Below are 15,323 nucleotides of genomic sequence, written 5' to 3'. Positions count from 1 at the left end.
GCGAGGCGTATCCCCTGCTCCGCGCGCCGTCAACGGAAAGCGGCTTCTTACATTCAGCCGATCTCGATCCAGCGACGCTCGTGGAAGGACTGTGCCATGGCATGCACCGACTTCTCTATCCTGAGACCGTCTTCGAATGTCACGATCGACGACGGCTCGCCGGATATTGCCAGAATCAGCTCTCGGCATTCGATGATCTTCAGATCGTTGAAGCCGAGCCCGTGGCCGGGCGCCGGAATGAAGCGATCATAAGGCCGATGGGAAGGTGCCGCCAGTATCTTGCGGAAACCCTGTTCCGAGCCACGCCCTTCGGCCTGATAAAGTTCGAATTCGTTCATGCGCTCCTGATCGTAGACGATCGAGCCTTTCGAGCCGAAAATCTGCAGGGCGATGCGGCCCTTGCGCCCCCAGGCGGCCCGATTCGCCATCAACACCGCGGAAATGCCCCCACCAAGCCGCATCAGCACGTTGGCGGCATCATGGTTTTCGACTGTGCGGCGACCACCTTCGCTCAAAGGGCGATCCGGATAGGGCTTTGCCATATCCGTTATGACCGCCTCGACATGCCCGAAAAGATACCAGAGCAGCGACAGCGGGTGCACCGCGAAATCGTCGAGCGCGCCGTAGCCTGCAGAAAGCTCGCTCTTCCAATAGAAGAAGGCATCGGGATCGGCCATGAAATCCTCATCCATCTCGACGCGGATATGGTTGACCGCGCCGATGGCGCCCTCACCGACAAGCGTCTTGATGTGGCGCATGATCGGATTCTGGATGTAATTATAGCCCAACGCGGCGACCTTGCCTGATCTCTTCGCCGTTTCCAGCATGCGTTCGGCATCGGCGTAGGCCGGCGCCATCGGCTTTTCGCACCAGACATGCTTGCCGGCCTCCAGGGCCGCAATCGCCATCTCGGCATGGAACTGATTGGGCGTGGTGACGGAGACGACGTCGACCTCGGGGTCGGCGATCAGCGCTCTCCAATCGGCCGTCGCCTTCTCGAAGCCGAATTCAGCGGCACGCGTCTCAGCGAGCCCTGCATTGGCTTCCGCAAGATGCACGAGGCGTGGACGCTCGACATCGCCGAACACCGTCTTCACCGCATTCCACGCCAATGCATGGCACTTGCCCATATAGCCGGTGCCGATCAAACCGATGCCGAGTGGCTTCATTTTCTGTCTCCTCAAGAGCTATGCCGCAGATTTTTGGAATATTTGGATCATTTTGACAAGGGATGATCGGGCCGGCTTTTCTGGTCTACCGCCAGGCAAACTGTTCAAAACCCTTCAATTACAGGGCATTAAAAACAATTAGGCACGCCCTTTGAAATCGTCTATGCTCGGCAATTATGGAATATTTGTTTCATCTCGTGAGCCGCAAGCATGGATAACGATTCCCCGAGGCACGCGCGTGTGCCGCGCGATTTCGAAAGTCTGCGCAGCACCATCATCGAGCGCAAGGCGAGCATGCCGAAGCGACTGGCGCAGGTCGCAGCCTTCGCGCTCGGCAATCCCGATGAGATCGCCTTCGGCACGACGGCGAGTATCGCAGCTGCTTCCGACGTCCAGCCTTCGACATTGGTGCGCCTGGCGCACCATTTGGGCTATGAAGGCTTTTCCGACCTTCAAAGCATCTTTCGCGAAAGGCTGCGCGATCGGACGCTGAGCTACGAAGAGCGGCTGGTCACGCTGGAACAATCGAGCGGCGACGATGAAGATGCCAATCTGCTTTCGGGCTTCATTGCCGCGGCAAACCAATCGGTCAACCGGCTGGCGGCGACAGTGCGGAGCGACACCTTCACGAACGCGGTGAATATCCTTGCCAGCGCCGAGACGATCTATCTGATCGCCAAGCGGCGTTCCTATCCGCTGACGGCGCATATGACCTACGCTTTTTCCAAGCTCAACATCCGTCACCAGATCGTCGCCTCGCCGAACGGCGTCGACCCTGAAATGGTGCAGTTCGCAACCCCCAAGGATGCGGCAATCGCGGCGAGCTTCTCGCCCTATGCGGCCGACAGCCTTACCCAGAGCCAGGAGCTTGCCGATCGCGGCGTTCCCGTCATCGCGATCACCGATTCGGCCTTCTCGCCCCTTGCCGCCTGCGCAACGCATTGGTTCGAAGTGGCTGAGGCCGATTTTGCCGGCTTCCGCTCGCTTTCAGCCTCGATGGCGCTCGCCATGGCACTGCCGGTCGCAATCGCCGAGCGGCGGCGCAAGCGTCAGCATTCAAAATCCGCAAAAGTGAAAATGGAATAAACATTCCGAATTGACAAGTTTGTGGAACCGATGTTTCATTATTGAAAATTCGCAGGCACTGGAAGCCGCGCAAAATCTAGCGGGAGGACATCATGGTACAATCGAATCCGGGCATACAGCCGGAGCCGGCGCTTGATGTAATCACTATCGGCCGCTCCTCGGTCGATCTTTACGGCCAGCAGATCGGTTCGCGATTGGAGGATATCGCCTCCTTCGCCAAATCCGTCGGCGGCTGCCCATCGAACATTGCCATCGGCACGGCGCGACTCGGCCTGAAATCCGGCCTCATCACCCGCGTCGGCGACGAGCAGATGGGACGCTTCATTCGCGAGCAGGCGGCGCGCGAAGGCGTTGCGACGGACGGCATCATTACCGACAAGGAACGGCTGACCGCGCTGGTGCTGCTTGCGGTCGAGGCCGAGGGCGTGTCGCCGATGATCTTCTATCGCTCCGACTGCGCCGATATGGCGCTCGATGACGGCGATATCGACGAAAACTTCATCAAATCCTCGCGCGCCGTTCTCGTTTCCGGCACGCATTTCTCGCGGCCGAATACCGAGGCCGCGCAGCGCAAGGCTATCCGCATCGCCAAGGCGAACGGCCGCAAGGTGATCTTCGACATCGATTACCGGCCGAATCTCTGGGGTCTTGCCGGTCATGCGGAAGGTTTCGAGCGCTACGTGAAATCCGACCGCGTCTCCTCCAAGATGAAGGAGACATTGCCCGACTGCGACCTCATCGTCGGCACCGAAGAGGAGATCCTGATCGCTTCCGGCGCCGACGACGTGCTCGGCGCGCTGAAGGAGATCCGCCGCCTTACGCCGGCGACGATCGTGCTCAAGCGCGGCGCCATGGGCTGCATCGTCTATGACGGGCCAATCGCCGACGATCTCGAAGCCGGCATCGTGGGCGAAGGTTTTCCGATCGAGGTATTCAACGTGCTCGGCGCCGGCGATGCTTTCATGTCCGGCTTCCTGCGCGGCTTCCTGCGCGACGAACCGCTGAAGACCTGCGCCACCTGGGCCAATGCCTGCGGCGCCTTTGCTGTCTCCCGCCTGCTCTGCTCGCCGGAATATCCGACCTGGGCGGAACTCGACTTCTTCCTCAAGACCGGCAGCAAGCATCGCGCACTTCGCAAAGACGAGGCGATCAACCATATCCATTGGGCATCGACCCGGCGGGGTGAAATTCCGCTGTTGATGGCGCTGGCGATCGATCACCGTTCGCAGCTCGTCAGCGTTGCCGATGAGCTCGGCGTCGGCCATGACAGGATCGTCGCTTTCAAGCGGCTGGCGGTCGAGGCAGCGGCGCGTGTTTCGAACGGCCGCGATGGCTACGGCATGCTGATCGACGAACGCTTCGGCCGCGACGCCTTCTTTGATGCGGCAACGAAGAACTTCTCCTGGATCGGCCGGCCGGTGGAATTGCCGGGCTCGAAGCCGCTGCGCTTTGAATTCAGCCAGGATATCGGCTCGCAGCTTGTGGAATGGCCGCTTGGCCATTGCATCAAGTGCCTGTGCTTCTATCACCCAGATGATCCTTCGGAATTGAAGACGGAGCAGCAGGAAAAACTGCGCACGCTTTTCGAGGCCGCGCGCAAGGTTGGCCGCGAGTTGCTGGTCGAGATCATCGCCGGCAAGAACGGGCCGCTCACCGACGATACGATCGCCACCGCGCTGGAGGAGCTCTATGCGCTCGGCATCAAGCCGGACTGGTGGAAGCTCGAGCCGCAGGCATCGCGCGAGGCCTGGAAGAAAATCGATGCGGTGATCGCCAAAAATGATCCATGGTGCCGTGGTATCGTGCTGCTGGGGCTCGAGGCGCCGGCCGACGAGTTGATCTCCTGCTTCGAGGCGACACTGGCAGCTCCCTCCGTGAAGGGCTTTGCCGTCGGCCGGACGATCTTTGCCGATCCGGCGCGCGCTTGGCTTTCTGGCGGAATGAACGACGAGGAGGCGATCGCCGACATGGCCGGCCGCTTCCGGCAATTGACAGAAGCCTGGCTTAAGACGCGCGGGCTTCACTGAGAATTAAGACCCCTCCCCAACCCCTCCCCACAAGGGGGAGGGACTTAACTTGGGGCACCGCCTCGCAACTAGGCGGCAGCCGTCCTGCCGGGAGAAGCGCTGCAATAGGCGTGAAACGGCACGACAGGTTAACCCCTCCCTTGTGGGGAGGGTTGGGGAGGGGAAGCCAAGTAGAACAAAGATTGCGGGAGGCCCCGATGGGCAAGACGATACGGTTGACGATGGCGCAGGCCGTCGCGCATTTCCTCAAAGTTCAAATGACGATCGTCGATGGCAAGAAAGTGCCGATCTTCGGCGGCGTCTGGGCGATCTTCGGCCATGGCAACGTCGCCGGCATCGGCGAGGCGCTCTATCAGGTTCGTGGTGAACTCACGACCTATCGCGCTCATAACGAACAGGGCATGGCGCATGCCGCGATCGCCTATGCCAAGGCGAATTTCCGCAGCCGCTTCATGGCCTGCACGACCTCGATCGGCCCGGGGGCACTGAACATGGTGACGGCCGCGGGTGTCGCGCATGTCAACCGCATTCCGGTTCTCTTCCTGCCCGGCGACATCTTCGCCAACCGCGCGCCCGATCCGGTGCTGCAGCAAATCGAGGATTTCGGCGACGGCACGGTTTCCGCCAATGATGCCTTCCGTCCGGTCTCGCGCTATTTCGACCGCATTACCCGGCCCGAACAGATCATCTCGGCGCTGAAGCGCGCCATGCAGGTGCTGACCGATCCGCTCGATTGCGGTCCGGTGACATTGTCGCTCTGCCAGGACGTTCAGGCCGAAGCCTTCGATTATCCGGAAAGCCTGTTTGAGGAAAAGGTCTGGACGACCCGTCGGCCGCAGCCGGATGCGGACGAACTGGCAAATGCCATCGCACTGATCAAGGTGTCGCAGAAGCCGGTTATCCTTGCCGGCGGCGGTGTCCTCTATTCGCAGGCAACGAAGGAGCTTGCCGCCTTCGCGGAGAAGCACGGCATTCCCGTCGTCGTCACCCAGGCCGGCAAATCGGCGATCAACGAAACCCATCCCCTCGCCCTCGGCTCGGTCGGCGTCACCGGTACGTCGGCGGCCAATGCGATCACCGAAGAGACGGATCTCGTCATCGCCGTCGGCACACGCTGCCAGGATTTCACCACCGGCTCCTGGGCGCTCTTCAAGAACGACAGTCTCAAGATGATCGGCCTCAACGTCGCCGCCTATGATGCTGTGAAGCACGATAGCCATCCGCTGGTGGCCGATGCCCGTGAAGGGCTGAAGGCTCTTTCATCGGGGCTTGCCGTCTGGAAGGCGCCGGCGGCACTCGCCGACAAGGCAGCCGCAGAGAAAAAGGTCTGGATGGAGGCTGCAGCCAAGGCGATGGCGACGACCAACGCCGCCCTGCCCTCCGATGCGCAGGTGATCGGCGCGGTGGTGCGCACGATCGGCGGCGAGAACACGACGCTGCTGTGTGCTGCGGGCGGTCTTCCCGGCGAGCTGCACAAGCTCTGGCCGGCGACAGCGCCGGGCAGCTATCACATGGAGTATGGCTTTTCCTGCATGGGCTACGAGATTGCCGGGGGGCTCGGCGCCAAGATGGCGCGCCCCGAGCGGGATGTCGTCGTCATGGTCGGCGACGGCTCCTACATGATGATGAATTCCGAGCTTGCGACCTCGGTCATGCTCGGCCTCAAACTTAACATCGTCGTGCTCGACAATCGCGGCTATGGCTGCATCAATCGATTGCAGATGGGCACCGGCGGCGCGAACTTTAACAATCTGCTCAAGGACTCTTATCACGAGGTGATGCCGGAGATTGATTTCCGCGCGCACGCCGAAAGCATGGGCGCCATCGCCGTCAAGGTCAGCTCCATCGCAGAACTCGAGCAGGCAATCGTCGATTCCCGGAAGAACGACCGCACGTCGGTCTTCGTCATCGACACCGATCCGTTGATCACCACCGAGGCCGGCGGCCACTGGTGGGATGTCGCGGTGCCGGAAGTCAGCCCGCGCGAAGAGGTCAACAAGGCGCGCAAGGGCTACGTCGAAGCGCGCGCTTCCCAGCGGATCGGCTGAACCAGCTACCGTCATTTTTTCCAGAGGAGCGCAACCGCTCCTCTGCAATGTCTTTAAGGAGAATATTGATGAAGGCCAAACTTGGCATGTCGCCCATCGCCTGGTGGAACGACGACCTTCCTGAGCTTAGCGACGATGTGTCCCTCGAGGAATGCCTGCGGCAATCGCGCAGCGCCGGTTTCACCGGTATGGAACAAGGCCGCCGTTTCCCCAGCAACCCGGAAGAGATGCTCCCGATCCTCCGCGCCGCCGACGTGACGCTGTGCGGCGGCTGGTTCTCCGGCACGCTTGTTAATGAGGAGCTTGCAGCCAACAAGGATCGCATCGCTGCGATGATCGAGCTGTTCAAGGCGGTCAATGCGCCCTGTATCGTCTATGGCGAAGTCGGCCGCTCGATCCAGGGCGACCGCTCCAAGCCGCTCGCGACCAAGCCGCGCCTTTCCGATGACGAGATGAAGGCCTATGCGCGCCGCGTCACCGAATTCGGCGAATGGTGCGCCGAACAGGGTATGCCACTCTCCTATCACCACCACATGGCGGCGGTCGTTGAGACCGAGCCGGAACTCGATGCCTTCATGCGCCATTCGGGCGAAGGCATTCCGCTGCTACTCGACGCCGGGCATCTCGCCTTTGCCGGCGGCGACGTGCTGCGCGCCATCGACAATCACCACGCCCGTATCAACCACGTCCACGTCAAGGACATCCGCAAGTCTGTGGTCGATGGGCTCGACCGCAGCCGGCAGTCCTTCCTGGATGCGGTGGCGCTCGGCGCCTTCACGGTGCCGGGCGACGGCTCGCTCGATTTCGGCGCCATCGTCCAGCGGTTCGCCGATCACGGCTATGAAGGCTGGTTCGTCGTCGAAGCCGAACAGGATCCACGTAAAGCGCCCCCGCAGAAGATGGCAGAGATCGGCCATGCCGAACTGATGCGCGTCATGACGGCTGCGGGTTATACGGTGGAAACCGAAGGTTTCCCGAAGGGATAACGAGCTGAGAGACCCCTCCCCAACCCCTCCCCACAAGGGGGAGGGACTTAACGTCGGCACCGCCTCACGCCATGAGCGAGCGTCCTTCTGGACGAGAAGTTACGGCGAGAATGGAGAGAGCTCGGCAGGTAGTCCCTCCCCCTTGTGGGGAGGGGTTGGGGAGGGGAATTTTCCAAGTAACGAAGGAAAAGCCAATGCCAAACCTCAAGGTGAAACCATCAGGCACGCATGGTCGCGTCACGCATGTCACGCCGGAAAGCGCCGGCTGGACCTATGTCGGCTTCGATCTGCATCGCCTGAAGCCGGGCGAAAGCGTTTCCGGCGAGACGGGCGATCGCGAAGTCTGCCTTGTCTGGGTGACCGGCAAGGGCAAGGCATCGGCCGGAACGAAGGATTTCGGGACCCTCGGCGGCCGCATGAGCCCGTTCGAAGGCGCTCCGCATGCGCTCTATATCCCGATGGAATCGACGTGGTCGGTGACAGCGGAGACCGATCTGGAGCTCGCCGTCTGCTCGGCGCCCGGCGGGGGCACCTATCAGGCGAAGGAAATATCGCCCGGCACGCATCCACAGGTGACACGCGGCAAAGGCACGAATGTGCGCTATGTCAACAATATCATGCCGGAAGACGACAGCTCGGCGCATTCGCTGCTCGTCGTCGAGGTGATTACCCCGGGCGGCCATACCTCCTCCTATCCGCCGCACAAGCACGACCAGGACGATCTCCCGAACGAAAGCTTCCTGGAAGAGACCTATTACCACCGCCTCAACCCGCCACAGGGTTTCGGCTTCCAGCGCGTCTACACTGACGATCGGTCGCTCGACGAGGCAATGGCGATCGAGGATGGCGACGTGACGTTGGTGCCGAAGGGCTATCACCCCTGCGCGGCAACCCATGGCTACGATCTCTATTATCTCAACGTCATGGCCGGACCGAAGCGCATCTGGAAATTCCACAACGCCCCTGAGCACGAGTGGTTGCTGAAAGCGTGAGAGCCGCGTTCGATCGCTAAATAATCTGACAGCGCGCCATTGCTGCAGATGGTTCACTGCCTCCATCCAAACACGGATGGAGGATTACCATGCACAGCTCGAATTTCACGATATCGGCCGGGAACGCCAACCCTTCGCGGTATCCCGGCCTGTTTCTTGCGGCAATCGCGGCAGCCCGTTGGCTGTCGCACAAGATGACAGAACGGCGCGCACGAAATGCGCTGATGGAACTTTCCGACGACCAGTTGAAAGATATCGGCCTCTCGCGGGGGCAGACGGAAAGTGATGTACACGTCTACAGCCGCTACTGAAACATCGGTTTCGGTATGATACTGTGCCCGGGGCCGCCTCGTCAGGCGGCCTGTCCAAGCCGGAAGACGCCATGTCGCAGTTTTCAATAGCACCGCTCCTGAAGACAAAGACCGTCACCATTCGTGACATCGTCTGTAATGGCGACTGCCGTCACAAGAGCGACGAGGAGTGCGCCCACAAGACGAGCCTCGTCTACCCCTATCGCGGCGTCTTCATGCGCCATGTCGGCCGCAATGATACGGTGGCCGAAGCCAACCAGATGCTGTTCTTCAACGCCGGCCAGGGATATCGCATCAGCCATCCCATCGAAGGCGGCGACGCCTGCATCGATCTGGCGATCGATGAATCCATGCTCGAAGAGCTGGCGCCGAAGGATCAGGTACAGGCCGGCCCACCGTTTTCCTTCCGCCGCCAGCGCCGGCGGATCGATCCGCGTGCACAGGCATTGGTCGCTCTCCTGCGTCACGGTCTCAGCCGCAACGTCGCCGAAACGCTAGAGGCGGAAACACTGGCCTTGACGCTCGTGCGTCGCTCGCTCGGCGAACGCACGTCACATGCGGCGGGCGCCAGCGTTGGCCGACAGAAGCTCGTCGACCGGGCAAAGCTGGTGCTTTCCTCCGATCTCGCGCGGCGTTGGACACTCGGGGAAATCGCCTCCGAGGTGGGTGTCTCGCCCGTCTATCTCACCCAGGTCTTCCAGCAGGTCGAGGCGACGCCGCTTTACCGCTACCAACTACGGCTGCGGCTTGCCCGCGCGCTGGATCTTCTCGGCCAGTATGACGATCTCACCGCGCTGGGGCTCGACCTCGGTTTTTCCAGCCACAGCCATTTCAGCGCTTCCTTCAAGCAGTCCTACGGACAGACTCCGGCCGAATTTCAGCGCTCGGCGCAATTGCGGCGCAAGTAGAGCGGAGGTCGATCGCTAAAGATTTCGACAGCGGCGATGCGGCCTTCGATGATCTTATGGACCTGTCCCGATCCCGGGACGATCAACCGGAGGATCATCAGATGAAAAAGACCACATGCGCCGCCTGCGACTGCGAACTCGGCCCGGAGACCGTCACCGTCAAGCTCGGCGGCAATGCTGTCGAGGTTTGCTGCGAGGAATGCGCCAAGGCGCTGAACGAGGCCGACGCCGCGACATCGGCCGCTTTGAGTGACAAGGAATAGAAGATACGGGCAAAAGCCGCGCCAGGGAGCGCGGCTTTTCCATTTCAGGCGGGCAGAAGCCCGTAGCGCCAGCCGCGGCTTTTGGCGTTCTGCGACAGCACCAGGAAGGCCAGTACGAGCATTCCCGCCTCGGCAAAGACCGGCACCATCCAGATTCCCTGCTCGCCGAAGACCAGCGGCAACAGGAAGGTGAGCGGCAGGGTCAGGAGATAGGGCCGGGACAGACCGAAGATCGCCGCCCGCGGCGCATCGCCGATCGACTGGAAATAGGATGAGAGAATCAGCATCTGCCCAAAGAGGAAATAGGCGCCGATCGTCCACGGCAGAATTCGCCTGACCTCGGCGATAATGGCGGGATCGGCGACGAAGACCGCGCCGAGACGGCCCGCCAGCAGTTCGACTGTGATCTCCACCAGAGTGCAATAGACGAGTGCTGCGCCCATCGCGATCTGCAGGCTGCGGCCGACGCGGAGACCGAGACCGGCACCATGATTGTTGCCGGCAATCGTCTGTAGCGCGATGCTGAGACCGAGCAGCGGCAGATAGGTGAAGGTCATGATCCGTGTGATGATGCCATAGGCGGCGACCGTCGCGACATAGTCATGCTCGCTCCACAGCGAGACGTTGATCAGAATGGCGGCGGAAGCCAGCGATATGCCGATGAAGCCGAGGCTCATGGGCGCTCCGAAGGCGATGATCTCACGCCATTCGGCACGGGCGAATCCCCCGGAGGGCCTCAGCGCCGCTGGCCGGAGCTTGCGATAGGCGAGCACGATCGCAAGGCAGACGAATTGCGAGGCGATGGATCCCGTCGCAGAACCGAGCACACCCCAATGCATCACCGCCATGAACAGCCAGTTGGCGAGAATGTTGAGCAGCGAAGCCGACAGCGTCACCAACGTCATGAAACCGATCTTGCCTTCGCAGCGCAGCCCGTCGAGATGCAGCGACAGGAAGAAGCTCACCGGCGCAAAGACGATCATCATGCCCATGAACTGCATGGCGCTGTGGGTAACGGTGGCATTGCCCGCGGCACCGGCATCGATGATCTGCCGGCCGACGGTCCAGTAGACCAGATTGAGGACCAGGGTGACGACGAGCGCCAGCGTATGGGCGCCGGCAAATAGCCTTTGCGCGCCCTGGCGATCGCCGGCACCGAGCCGGCGGGCGAGGATACTCGCCATGCCGTTCGAGACCAGCGATTGCAGCGCGATCAACAGCATCAGTCCCGGAAAGATCAGACTGACCGCAGAGAGCGCATCCGGGCCGACATAGGCGCCGAGGAAATACGCGTCGACGACGGCGAAGAGGCCGTTGACGGTGGTGATCGCGACGATCGGCGCCGCGGTCTTGATGAAGACGCCCGGCAGCCAGCCGGTGAGAAAAGCATTGCCTTCGGAAAGGTCAGTCATGGAAAAATCCGTGTAATATCCGGCCAAGCCCGATCCGGGTTAAAATCATCCGGAAATATCGGCCTGAAGAGGATGGGAAAAATTTAAAGGTCGAGCACCAGATGCGGCACGCCGTTCGAGGTTTTCCTCGGCGAGATGCCGTCGGCATCGATCTGCGCGTTCACACGCCGGCGAAAGGCCGAAAAGCTTTCGAAGGTGACGACGTCAACCGGCTCATCGAAATGGATGGTGATCCTGTGGAGATCGCCGCCCGGCAGGGCCGAAAGCGCCAGAATTTCACCGGTGAACGGCTGATTGAGATAACGGCCGCGAATATGTGCGCCGACGAAGAGCGGCGTCTTCGGTCCGGCATTGGGCTTTGCCGCAAGAGCTGCGAGCGTGTTCCAGTCGCGCGCGCCGTGCTGGCGGGCAATCATTTCCAAGGCCGCACTGTGGGTCAGCGGGGTGCCGCGATCGTTCATCGCCTGGCGTAGGCGCTTGGCCTGGGCCTTCAATTCTTCAATGGCAGGATAAGTCGTCGTCATGGAGTGAGCCTTCGCAAGGCATGCTCTTCGACTGCAGATGGGAGCTCGCATTGCCGCCAGTCAGCATGCACAAGGGCCGTGACCATGATCGCGAGGGCTTCACCATGGATTTTCATCCGCGAGCGGCCGGTGCCTCGAACCGGCCCTTTGTATGCGCGAACACCGCCGGCATGTCAAGAATGGCGCAGGTCGCTGTCAATGAACAGATTTGGGGCAAATCTGCTCGAAATCGGTGCGATTCTCCGGCAGGTCCGGCAGAAGGCTTCAATCTTAATGATGCTCTTCAGCAATTGTCAGCACTCCTGCGTTATTATCCTGTCATACAATGAGCGGAGGCTAAAAGGGCCTTTCAGATGCACCTCGATACAGAACACCCCAAGCCGGAACGTGCTTACAGGGAATTCACTCTCGATAGACCCGGCAACATCATCTTCGTCGGCCATCACCTCAGCACTGGAACGCAGGTACGCTGCCTGATCCGCACGATCACGCTTGCCGGCGCATTGCTCGAAGTAAGCCCTAACCTGGAAATGCCGAGTCATTTCTTCCTCGAAATCCTCGGCATCCATGACGAAATCGGCGCGACCGTGGTCAAGCGCGAAGAGGAATTGGTGACGATCAGCTTCAACATGCTGATCAATCCGGAATTCCTGCACCACGTGCTGCGGCTGAGCTTCGAAAACTGAGGTTCGCTCCGATCGGTGGTTCGTCACGGCGCAGTACCCTTGTTTCGGCGCCCCGCCTTGTGGTGAGGCGCGCGATAACAGGAATGATCCAGAGAAGTCCGCGCCACTCCGGCTGGTCAAGCGGATCGGCAAAAGGATCGCGGCGCGGCCGGCGATCGTGGCCTTTCAGTTCGTTGAAGAGAATAACCCAGTTGAGAAGCATTGCCTCGTCCTCCATCTATTTGCTGGAGTAATTGAGCTAAGGCTTCACACCCTTGCGATGTAGAGGCGCCGAGGAAAGGGGGTTTTCATCCATGAAAGACGCGAGCTGGGACGACCTTCAACTTTTCTTCCATGTCGCGACGGGCGGCGGCCTTTCGGCGGCGGCGGCGCGCACCGGGCTCAGCGCGCCGACGATCGGCCGGCGTATGCTGACGCTCGAACGGGTGACGGGCCGGTCACTGTTCAGTCGCGGCCCGACCGGCTATCTGCTGGCGAAGGACGGGCAGGAACTGCTCGATCGTGTCCGGCTGATGCAGGACGCGGCGCGCGCGATCTCCGACTGGCGCGGCGAGGTGCTGACGCTACCGATCGTCTCGACCGCTGCCGACAGCTGGACGTCGCGCTTCATCGCTGACCATCTCACCAGCGTCTGGACGCCGAAGGACAGCTTCCGCATGTGCTACAAGACCTGTGACGCAAGCATCGACTTCACTTATCGCGAGGCGCATATCGCCATTCGCCACGGCCGGCCGGACAGCGGCAATGTTGCGATCCGCCGTTCGGTCAAGGTGGCGCATGCGGCCTACCAGGCGGCAGACTATGACGAGGCCAACTGCAACTGGATCTCGCTCGGCACCGATACAGCCATCACGCCGGCAGACAAATGGACGTTCGAACAGCCGGATTACTGGATCACCAGTTGGACGAACACACCGCATATGCTGTTTCACCTGATCCGCGGCGGTGCCGGCCGCGGCGTGCTCCCCTGTTTCATCGGCGATCAGGAGCGCAGGCTCGTCCGCGCCGGGCCTGTGATCGACGAATTGACATATGAAATGTGGATCGTTGCGCATGACGACGAGCGACAACGGCCCGAGGTCAGGACCGTTATCGATCGTCTTGCAGCGCTCTTTGCCGATCATGAAGATTTGCTTGCCGGGCAGCGAGCCGCAAGGTGACGCATCGACACGGAAGACGCGGGCCTTTGGCCCGCGTCCCTTCGTTTAACTGCGGCCGTTTCAAGCGGCCAGATGCCGTTCGATCTCATCGACCGGCATATTCGTGTAATCCTTTGCCAATTCGGCCGAGATCGCCGCCTGCGTATCGGCCCGGAGCGCGGGCCGCAACACGCCAAGCGCCTTCGGCGGCGCAACGAGGACGATGCGGCGGGCGTCCTTTTCCTGCACCAGTTCGTCCAGCTTCTCCGCCACTTGTTTCAGAAATTGCGCTTCAGCCTGATCCTGCCAGCTGGTCTCCTCGACGGCACTTCCGCTGAGGCCATCGGCGGCATGGCTGCGGCCAGGCTTGCCGGTGCCGATCTCGCGATCCGGTTCGCTCGGTTGTTTCAGGGTTTCCAGTACCTTCAGGTTCATCAGTTGGGCATCGCCGGCATTCTGCATGATCAGAGCCTTGGCTCCGTTGCAGACCACAACCCATGATTCCCAAGGGACTTTGACGTCGGTCATCTTCAACTCCTTGCTATCGTCGTTCGAAGCGCGCGCGCCGCATCATCGATCAACGCAGAACGCCCTGCCATTGAAAGAGTTCAGGAAAATTGCGTCGAAATCGATCGAGCGGCAATCCGGTCGGCCTTTGCCGCGTAGAAAGACAGGTTGGGAGATTGACGATGAAGACAGCCCTGATCGCCTATGCCGGCACCCTCCTCACCCTTCTTTTCGGCGACGGGGTATGGCTCGGCCTCATCGCCCGCAGCTTCTATCGCGACCAGCTGGGGGCGCTGATGCTGCCTTCGCCCAATCTTGCGCTCGCCGCGTTATTCTATCTGTTCTTCACCGCCGCGGTCGTCGTGCTTGCCGTGCTGCCGGCGCTGTCGGCAGGGTCGATCACAACAGCGCTTGTCCATGGTGCCATTCTGGGACTGGCGGCCTATGGTACCTATGACATCACCAATCTCGCCACGCTGCGCAACTGGCCGCTCGTCATGAGCGTGGTCGACATGGCCTGGGGCACCGCTCTGACGGCGCTGACGGCCGCCGGCGGATATTTCGCCGTCAGGCTCATCGGCTGAAACGAGAGAGCCAAACGTGAAAGCGCGCGTCCCGATAATGGACATCCTGCCGTCCCGCTTGGGAACAAAGTTTAAACTCGTTAAAATGGTAATTTTATATTTGACGAATGCGCAAAACATTCATGTGACCTTGGTTGGAACAAGACCCCGAATGTGCCCTGAATGACGGAGAATGTGAGATGACTATGCTCCGCGCTACACACCTTGCCACGGTCAAATCCGCCGTTTACGACCTGCGCTGGGAAGAGTTCAATGTTAAGCGGCCCGCCCGCATCGTCGCGGTCCGGCCATGCCTCACCGGCGTCTCGATGCGTAGCGCTGAGATCATCGATATCTCGCAAGGCGGCGCCACCTTCATCGTGTCGACCACTGCCGGTCTGCCGAAGCACTACTATCTCAACATTCTCGGCCTCGCCTATCGTATCGGCTGCGCGGAGGTCTACCGCCACAAGGAACGCATCGGGGTGCGGTTCATCAACATCCTGGATCCCGAAGTTCTGCGCCGCGTTGTTCGCACCGACTTCCTCGTCGGCAACATGGAAGCAATCAACGCCCGGCGGGCGCCGATCTTCCGCGCGTAATGTAGGCTGCTGATAGGCTAGACGCGGGAATAATCTTGCTTGCCTTGGCCGTGCCCGGGCCTATTGTTGCGCCTGATATCACCGTGCCCGGGAAATTGCC

General features: G+C 61.0%; 18 protein-coding genes. 13 read left to right on the top strand and 5 right to left on the bottom strand.

What is annotated here, in order from left to right:
• Positions 1–53: 53 nt before the first annotated feature.
• Positions 54–1,169 (bottom strand): Gfo/Idh/MocA family protein, encoded by a 1,116-nt coding sequence (locus EFQ99_RS09280; RefSeq protein WP_126920730.1) that lies wholly within the window; start codon positions 1,167–1,169, stop codon positions 54–56.
• Between the two features lie 210 nt (positions 1,170–1,379).
• Between EFQ99_RS09280 and EFQ99_RS09275 the strand changes: the two genes are divergently transcribed.
• From EFQ99_RS09275 to EFQ99_RS34970, 8 genes are all read left to right on the top strand, one after another.
• Positions 1,380–2,255 (top strand): MurR/RpiR family transcriptional regulator, encoded by an 876-nt coding sequence (locus EFQ99_RS09275; RefSeq protein ID WP_126920729.1) that lies wholly within the window; start codon positions 1,380–1,382, stop codon positions 2,253–2,255.
• A 92-nt stretch (positions 2,256–2,347) separates the two neighbouring features.
• Positions 2,348–4,282, top strand: coding sequence for a bifunctional 5-dehydro-2-deoxygluconokinase/5-dehydro-2-deoxyphosphogluconate aldolase (locus tag EFQ99_RS09270; protein WP_126920728.1), 1,935 nt, complete (start codon positions 2,348–2,350; stop codon positions 4,280–4,282).
• Between the two features lie 197 nt (positions 4,283–4,479).
• Positions 4,480–6,330 (top strand): 3D-(3,5/4)-trihydroxycyclohexane-1,2-dione acylhydrolase (decyclizing), encoded by a 1,851-nt coding sequence (gene iolD / locus EFQ99_RS09265; RefSeq protein ID WP_126920727.1) that lies wholly within the window; start codon positions 4,480–4,482, stop codon positions 6,328–6,330.
• Positions 6,331–6,398: 68 nt separating this feature from the next.
• A complete protein-coding gene (iolE, locus tag EFQ99_RS09260; protein WP_126920726.1) occupies positions 6,399–7,316 on the top strand; it encodes a myo-inosose-2 dehydratase in 918 nt (305 codons plus the stop codon).
• Positions 7,317–7,510: 194 nt separating this feature from the next.
• On the top strand, positions 7,511–8,308 hold the full coding sequence (iolB, locus tag EFQ99_RS09255; protein WP_126920725.1) for a 5-deoxy-glucuronate isomerase: 798 nt from the start codon (positions 7,511–7,513) through the stop codon (positions 8,306–8,308).
• A gap of 89 nt (positions 8,309–8,397) precedes the next feature.
• Positions 8,398–8,619 carry a DUF1127 domain-containing protein gene (locus EFQ99_RS09250; protein ID WP_126920724.1) on the top strand — a complete coding sequence of 74 codons (222 nt, stop codon included), beginning with the start codon at positions 8,398–8,400 and terminating at the stop codon, positions 8,617–8,619.
• Between the two features lie 71 nt (positions 8,620–8,690).
• Positions 8,691–9,527: a helix-turn-helix transcriptional regulator gene (locus EFQ99_RS09245; protein ID WP_126920723.1), complete on the top strand. Its 837-nt coding sequence runs from the start codon at positions 8,691–8,693 to the stop codon at positions 9,525–9,527.
• Between the two features lie 101 nt (positions 9,528–9,628).
• Positions 9,629–9,790: a hypothetical protein gene (locus EFQ99_RS34970; protein WP_164736355.1), complete on the top strand. Its 162-nt coding sequence runs from the start codon at positions 9,629–9,631 to the stop codon at positions 9,788–9,790.
• 44 nt (positions 9,791–9,834) lie between these two features.
• On the opposite strand, the gene EFQ99_RS09240 is transcribed toward EFQ99_RS34970, so the two are convergent.
• Together EFQ99_RS09240 and EFQ99_RS09235 are read right to left on the bottom strand one after the other, a co-directional pair.
• Entirely contained in the window at positions 9,835–11,202 is a 1,368-nt protein-coding gene (locus EFQ99_RS09240) for an MATE family efflux transporter (RefSeq protein WP_126920722.1), read from the bottom strand.
• Between the two features lie 83 nt (positions 11,203–11,285).
• Complete coding sequence (locus EFQ99_RS09235) at positions 11,286–11,726, bottom strand: glyoxalase superfamily protein (RefSeq protein ID WP_126920721.1); 441 nt, start codon at positions 11,724–11,726, stop codon at positions 11,286–11,288.
• A gap of 50 nt (positions 11,727–11,776) precedes the next feature.
• Here EFQ99_RS09235 and EFQ99_RS09230 point away from each other — a divergent pair, with 50 nt between their 5' ends.
• Together EFQ99_RS09230 and EFQ99_RS09225 are read left to right on the top strand one after the other, a co-directional pair.
• Entirely contained in the window at positions 11,777–12,055 is a 279-nt protein-coding gene (locus EFQ99_RS09230; RefSeq protein WP_126920720.1) for a hypothetical protein, read from the top strand.
• A gap of 24 nt (positions 12,056–12,079) precedes the next feature.
• Positions 12,080–12,412 (top strand): hypothetical protein, encoded by a 333-nt coding sequence (locus tag EFQ99_RS09225; RefSeq protein ID WP_126920719.1) that lies wholly within the window; start codon positions 12,080–12,082, stop codon positions 12,410–12,412.
• Here the strand turns inward: EFQ99_RS09225 and EFQ99_RS35460 are convergent.
• Positions 12,363–12,614, bottom strand: a complete 252-nt coding sequence (locus EFQ99_RS35460; RefSeq protein WP_126920718.1) for a hypothetical protein — start codon at positions 12,612–12,614, stop codon at positions 12,363–12,365. The two genes, EFQ99_RS09225 and EFQ99_RS35460, sit on opposite strands and share 50 nt — an antisense overlap.
• A gap of 91 nt (positions 12,615–12,705) precedes the next feature.
• Between EFQ99_RS35460 and EFQ99_RS09215 the strand changes: the two genes are divergently transcribed.
• Positions 12,706–13,572: a LysR family transcriptional regulator gene (locus EFQ99_RS09215; RefSeq protein WP_126920717.1), complete on the top strand. Its 867-nt coding sequence runs from the start codon at positions 12,706–12,708 to the stop codon at positions 13,570–13,572.
• Between the two features lie 60 nt (positions 13,573–13,632).
• On the opposite strand, the gene EFQ99_RS09210 is transcribed toward EFQ99_RS09215, so the two are convergent.
• Positions 13,633–14,079, bottom strand: coding sequence for a baeRF12 domain-containing protein (locus EFQ99_RS09210; protein ID WP_126920716.1), 447 nt, complete (start codon positions 14,077–14,079; stop codon positions 13,633–13,635).
• 161 nt (positions 14,080–14,240) lie between these two features.
• Here EFQ99_RS09210 and EFQ99_RS09205 point away from each other — a divergent pair, with 161 nt between their 5' ends.
• Together EFQ99_RS09205 and EFQ99_RS09200 are read left to right on the top strand one after the other, a co-directional pair.
• On the top strand, positions 14,241–14,642 hold the full coding sequence (locus tag EFQ99_RS09205) for a DUF2177 family protein (RefSeq protein WP_126920715.1): 402 nt from the start codon (positions 14,241–14,243) through the stop codon (positions 14,640–14,642).
• 179 nt (positions 14,643–14,821) lie between these two features.
• A complete protein-coding gene (locus EFQ99_RS09200; RefSeq protein WP_126920714.1) occupies positions 14,822–15,223 on the top strand; it encodes a PilZ domain-containing protein in 402 nt (133 codons plus the stop codon).
• Positions 15,224–15,323: the final 100 nt, after the last annotated feature.

It is taken from the genome of Rhizobium vallis (genome assembly GCF_003985155.1).
Taxonomy (GTDB): Bacteria; Pseudomonadota; Alphaproteobacteria; order Rhizobiales; family Rhizobiaceae; genus Rhizobium; species Rhizobium vallis.
The sequence above is the reverse complement of the archived record's forward strand: the minus strand, read 5'-3'. Positions and strand labels throughout refer to the sequence as shown.

Excerpts from the sequence above, each read along its gene's own strand:
- EFQ99_RS09280 (WP_126920730.1), bottom strand. The coding sequence starts at position 1,169 with ATGAAGCCACTCGGCATCGGTTTGATCGGCACCGGCTATATGGGCAAG.
- EFQ99_RS09275 (WP_126920729.1), top strand. The coding sequence starts at position 1,380 with ATGGATAACGATTCCCCGAGGCACGCGCGTGTGCCGCGCGATTTCGAA.
- EFQ99_RS09270 (WP_126920728.1), top strand. The coding sequence starts at position 2,348 with ATGGTACAATCGAATCCGGGCATACAGCCGGAGCCGGCGCTTGATGTA.
- iolD (WP_126920727.1), top strand. The coding sequence starts at position 4,480 with ATGGGCAAGACGATACGGTTGACGATGGCGCAGGCCGTCGCGCATTTC.
- iolE (WP_126920726.1), top strand. The coding sequence starts at position 6,399 with ATGAAGGCCAAACTTGGCATGTCGCCCATCGCCTGGTGGAACGACGAC.
- iolB (WP_126920725.1), top strand. The coding sequence starts at position 7,511 with ATGCCAAACCTCAAGGTGAAACCATCAGGCACGCATGGTCGCGTCACG.
- EFQ99_RS09250 (WP_126920724.1), top strand. The coding sequence starts at position 8,398 with ATGCACAGCTCGAATTTCACGATATCGGCCGGGAACGCCAACCCTTCG.
- EFQ99_RS09245 (WP_126920723.1), top strand. The coding sequence starts at position 8,691 with ATGTCGCAGTTTTCAATAGCACCGCTCCTGAAGACAAAGACCGTCACC.
- EFQ99_RS34970 (WP_164736355.1), top strand. The coding sequence starts at position 9,629 with ATGAAAAAGACCACATGCGCCGCCTGCGACTGCGAACTCGGCCCGGAG.
- EFQ99_RS09240 (WP_126920722.1), bottom strand. The coding sequence starts at position 11,202 with ATGACTGACCTTTCCGAAGGCAATGCTTTTCTCACCGGCTGGCTGCCG.
- EFQ99_RS09235 (WP_126920721.1), bottom strand. The coding sequence starts at position 11,726 with ATGACGACGACTTATCCTGCCATTGAAGAATTGAAGGCCCAGGCCAAG.
- EFQ99_RS09225 (WP_126920719.1), top strand. The coding sequence starts at position 12,080 with ATGCACCTCGATACAGAACACCCCAAGCCGGAACGTGCTTACAGGGAA.
- EFQ99_RS35460 (WP_126920718.1), bottom strand. The coding sequence starts at position 12,614 with ATGCTTCTCAACTGGGTTATTCTCTTCAACGAACTGAAAGGCCACGAT.
- EFQ99_RS09215 (WP_126920717.1), top strand. The coding sequence starts at position 12,706 with ATGAAAGACGCGAGCTGGGACGACCTTCAACTTTTCTTCCATGTCGCG.
- EFQ99_RS09210 (WP_126920716.1), bottom strand. The coding sequence starts at position 14,079 with ATGACCGACGTCAAAGTCCCTTGGGAATCATGGGTTGTGGTCTGCAAC.
- EFQ99_RS09205 (WP_126920715.1), top strand. The coding sequence starts at position 14,241 with ATGAAGACAGCCCTGATCGCCTATGCCGGCACCCTCCTCACCCTTCTT.
- EFQ99_RS09200 (WP_126920714.1), top strand. The coding sequence starts at position 14,822 with ATGACTATGCTCCGCGCTACACACCTTGCCACGGTCAAATCCGCCGTT.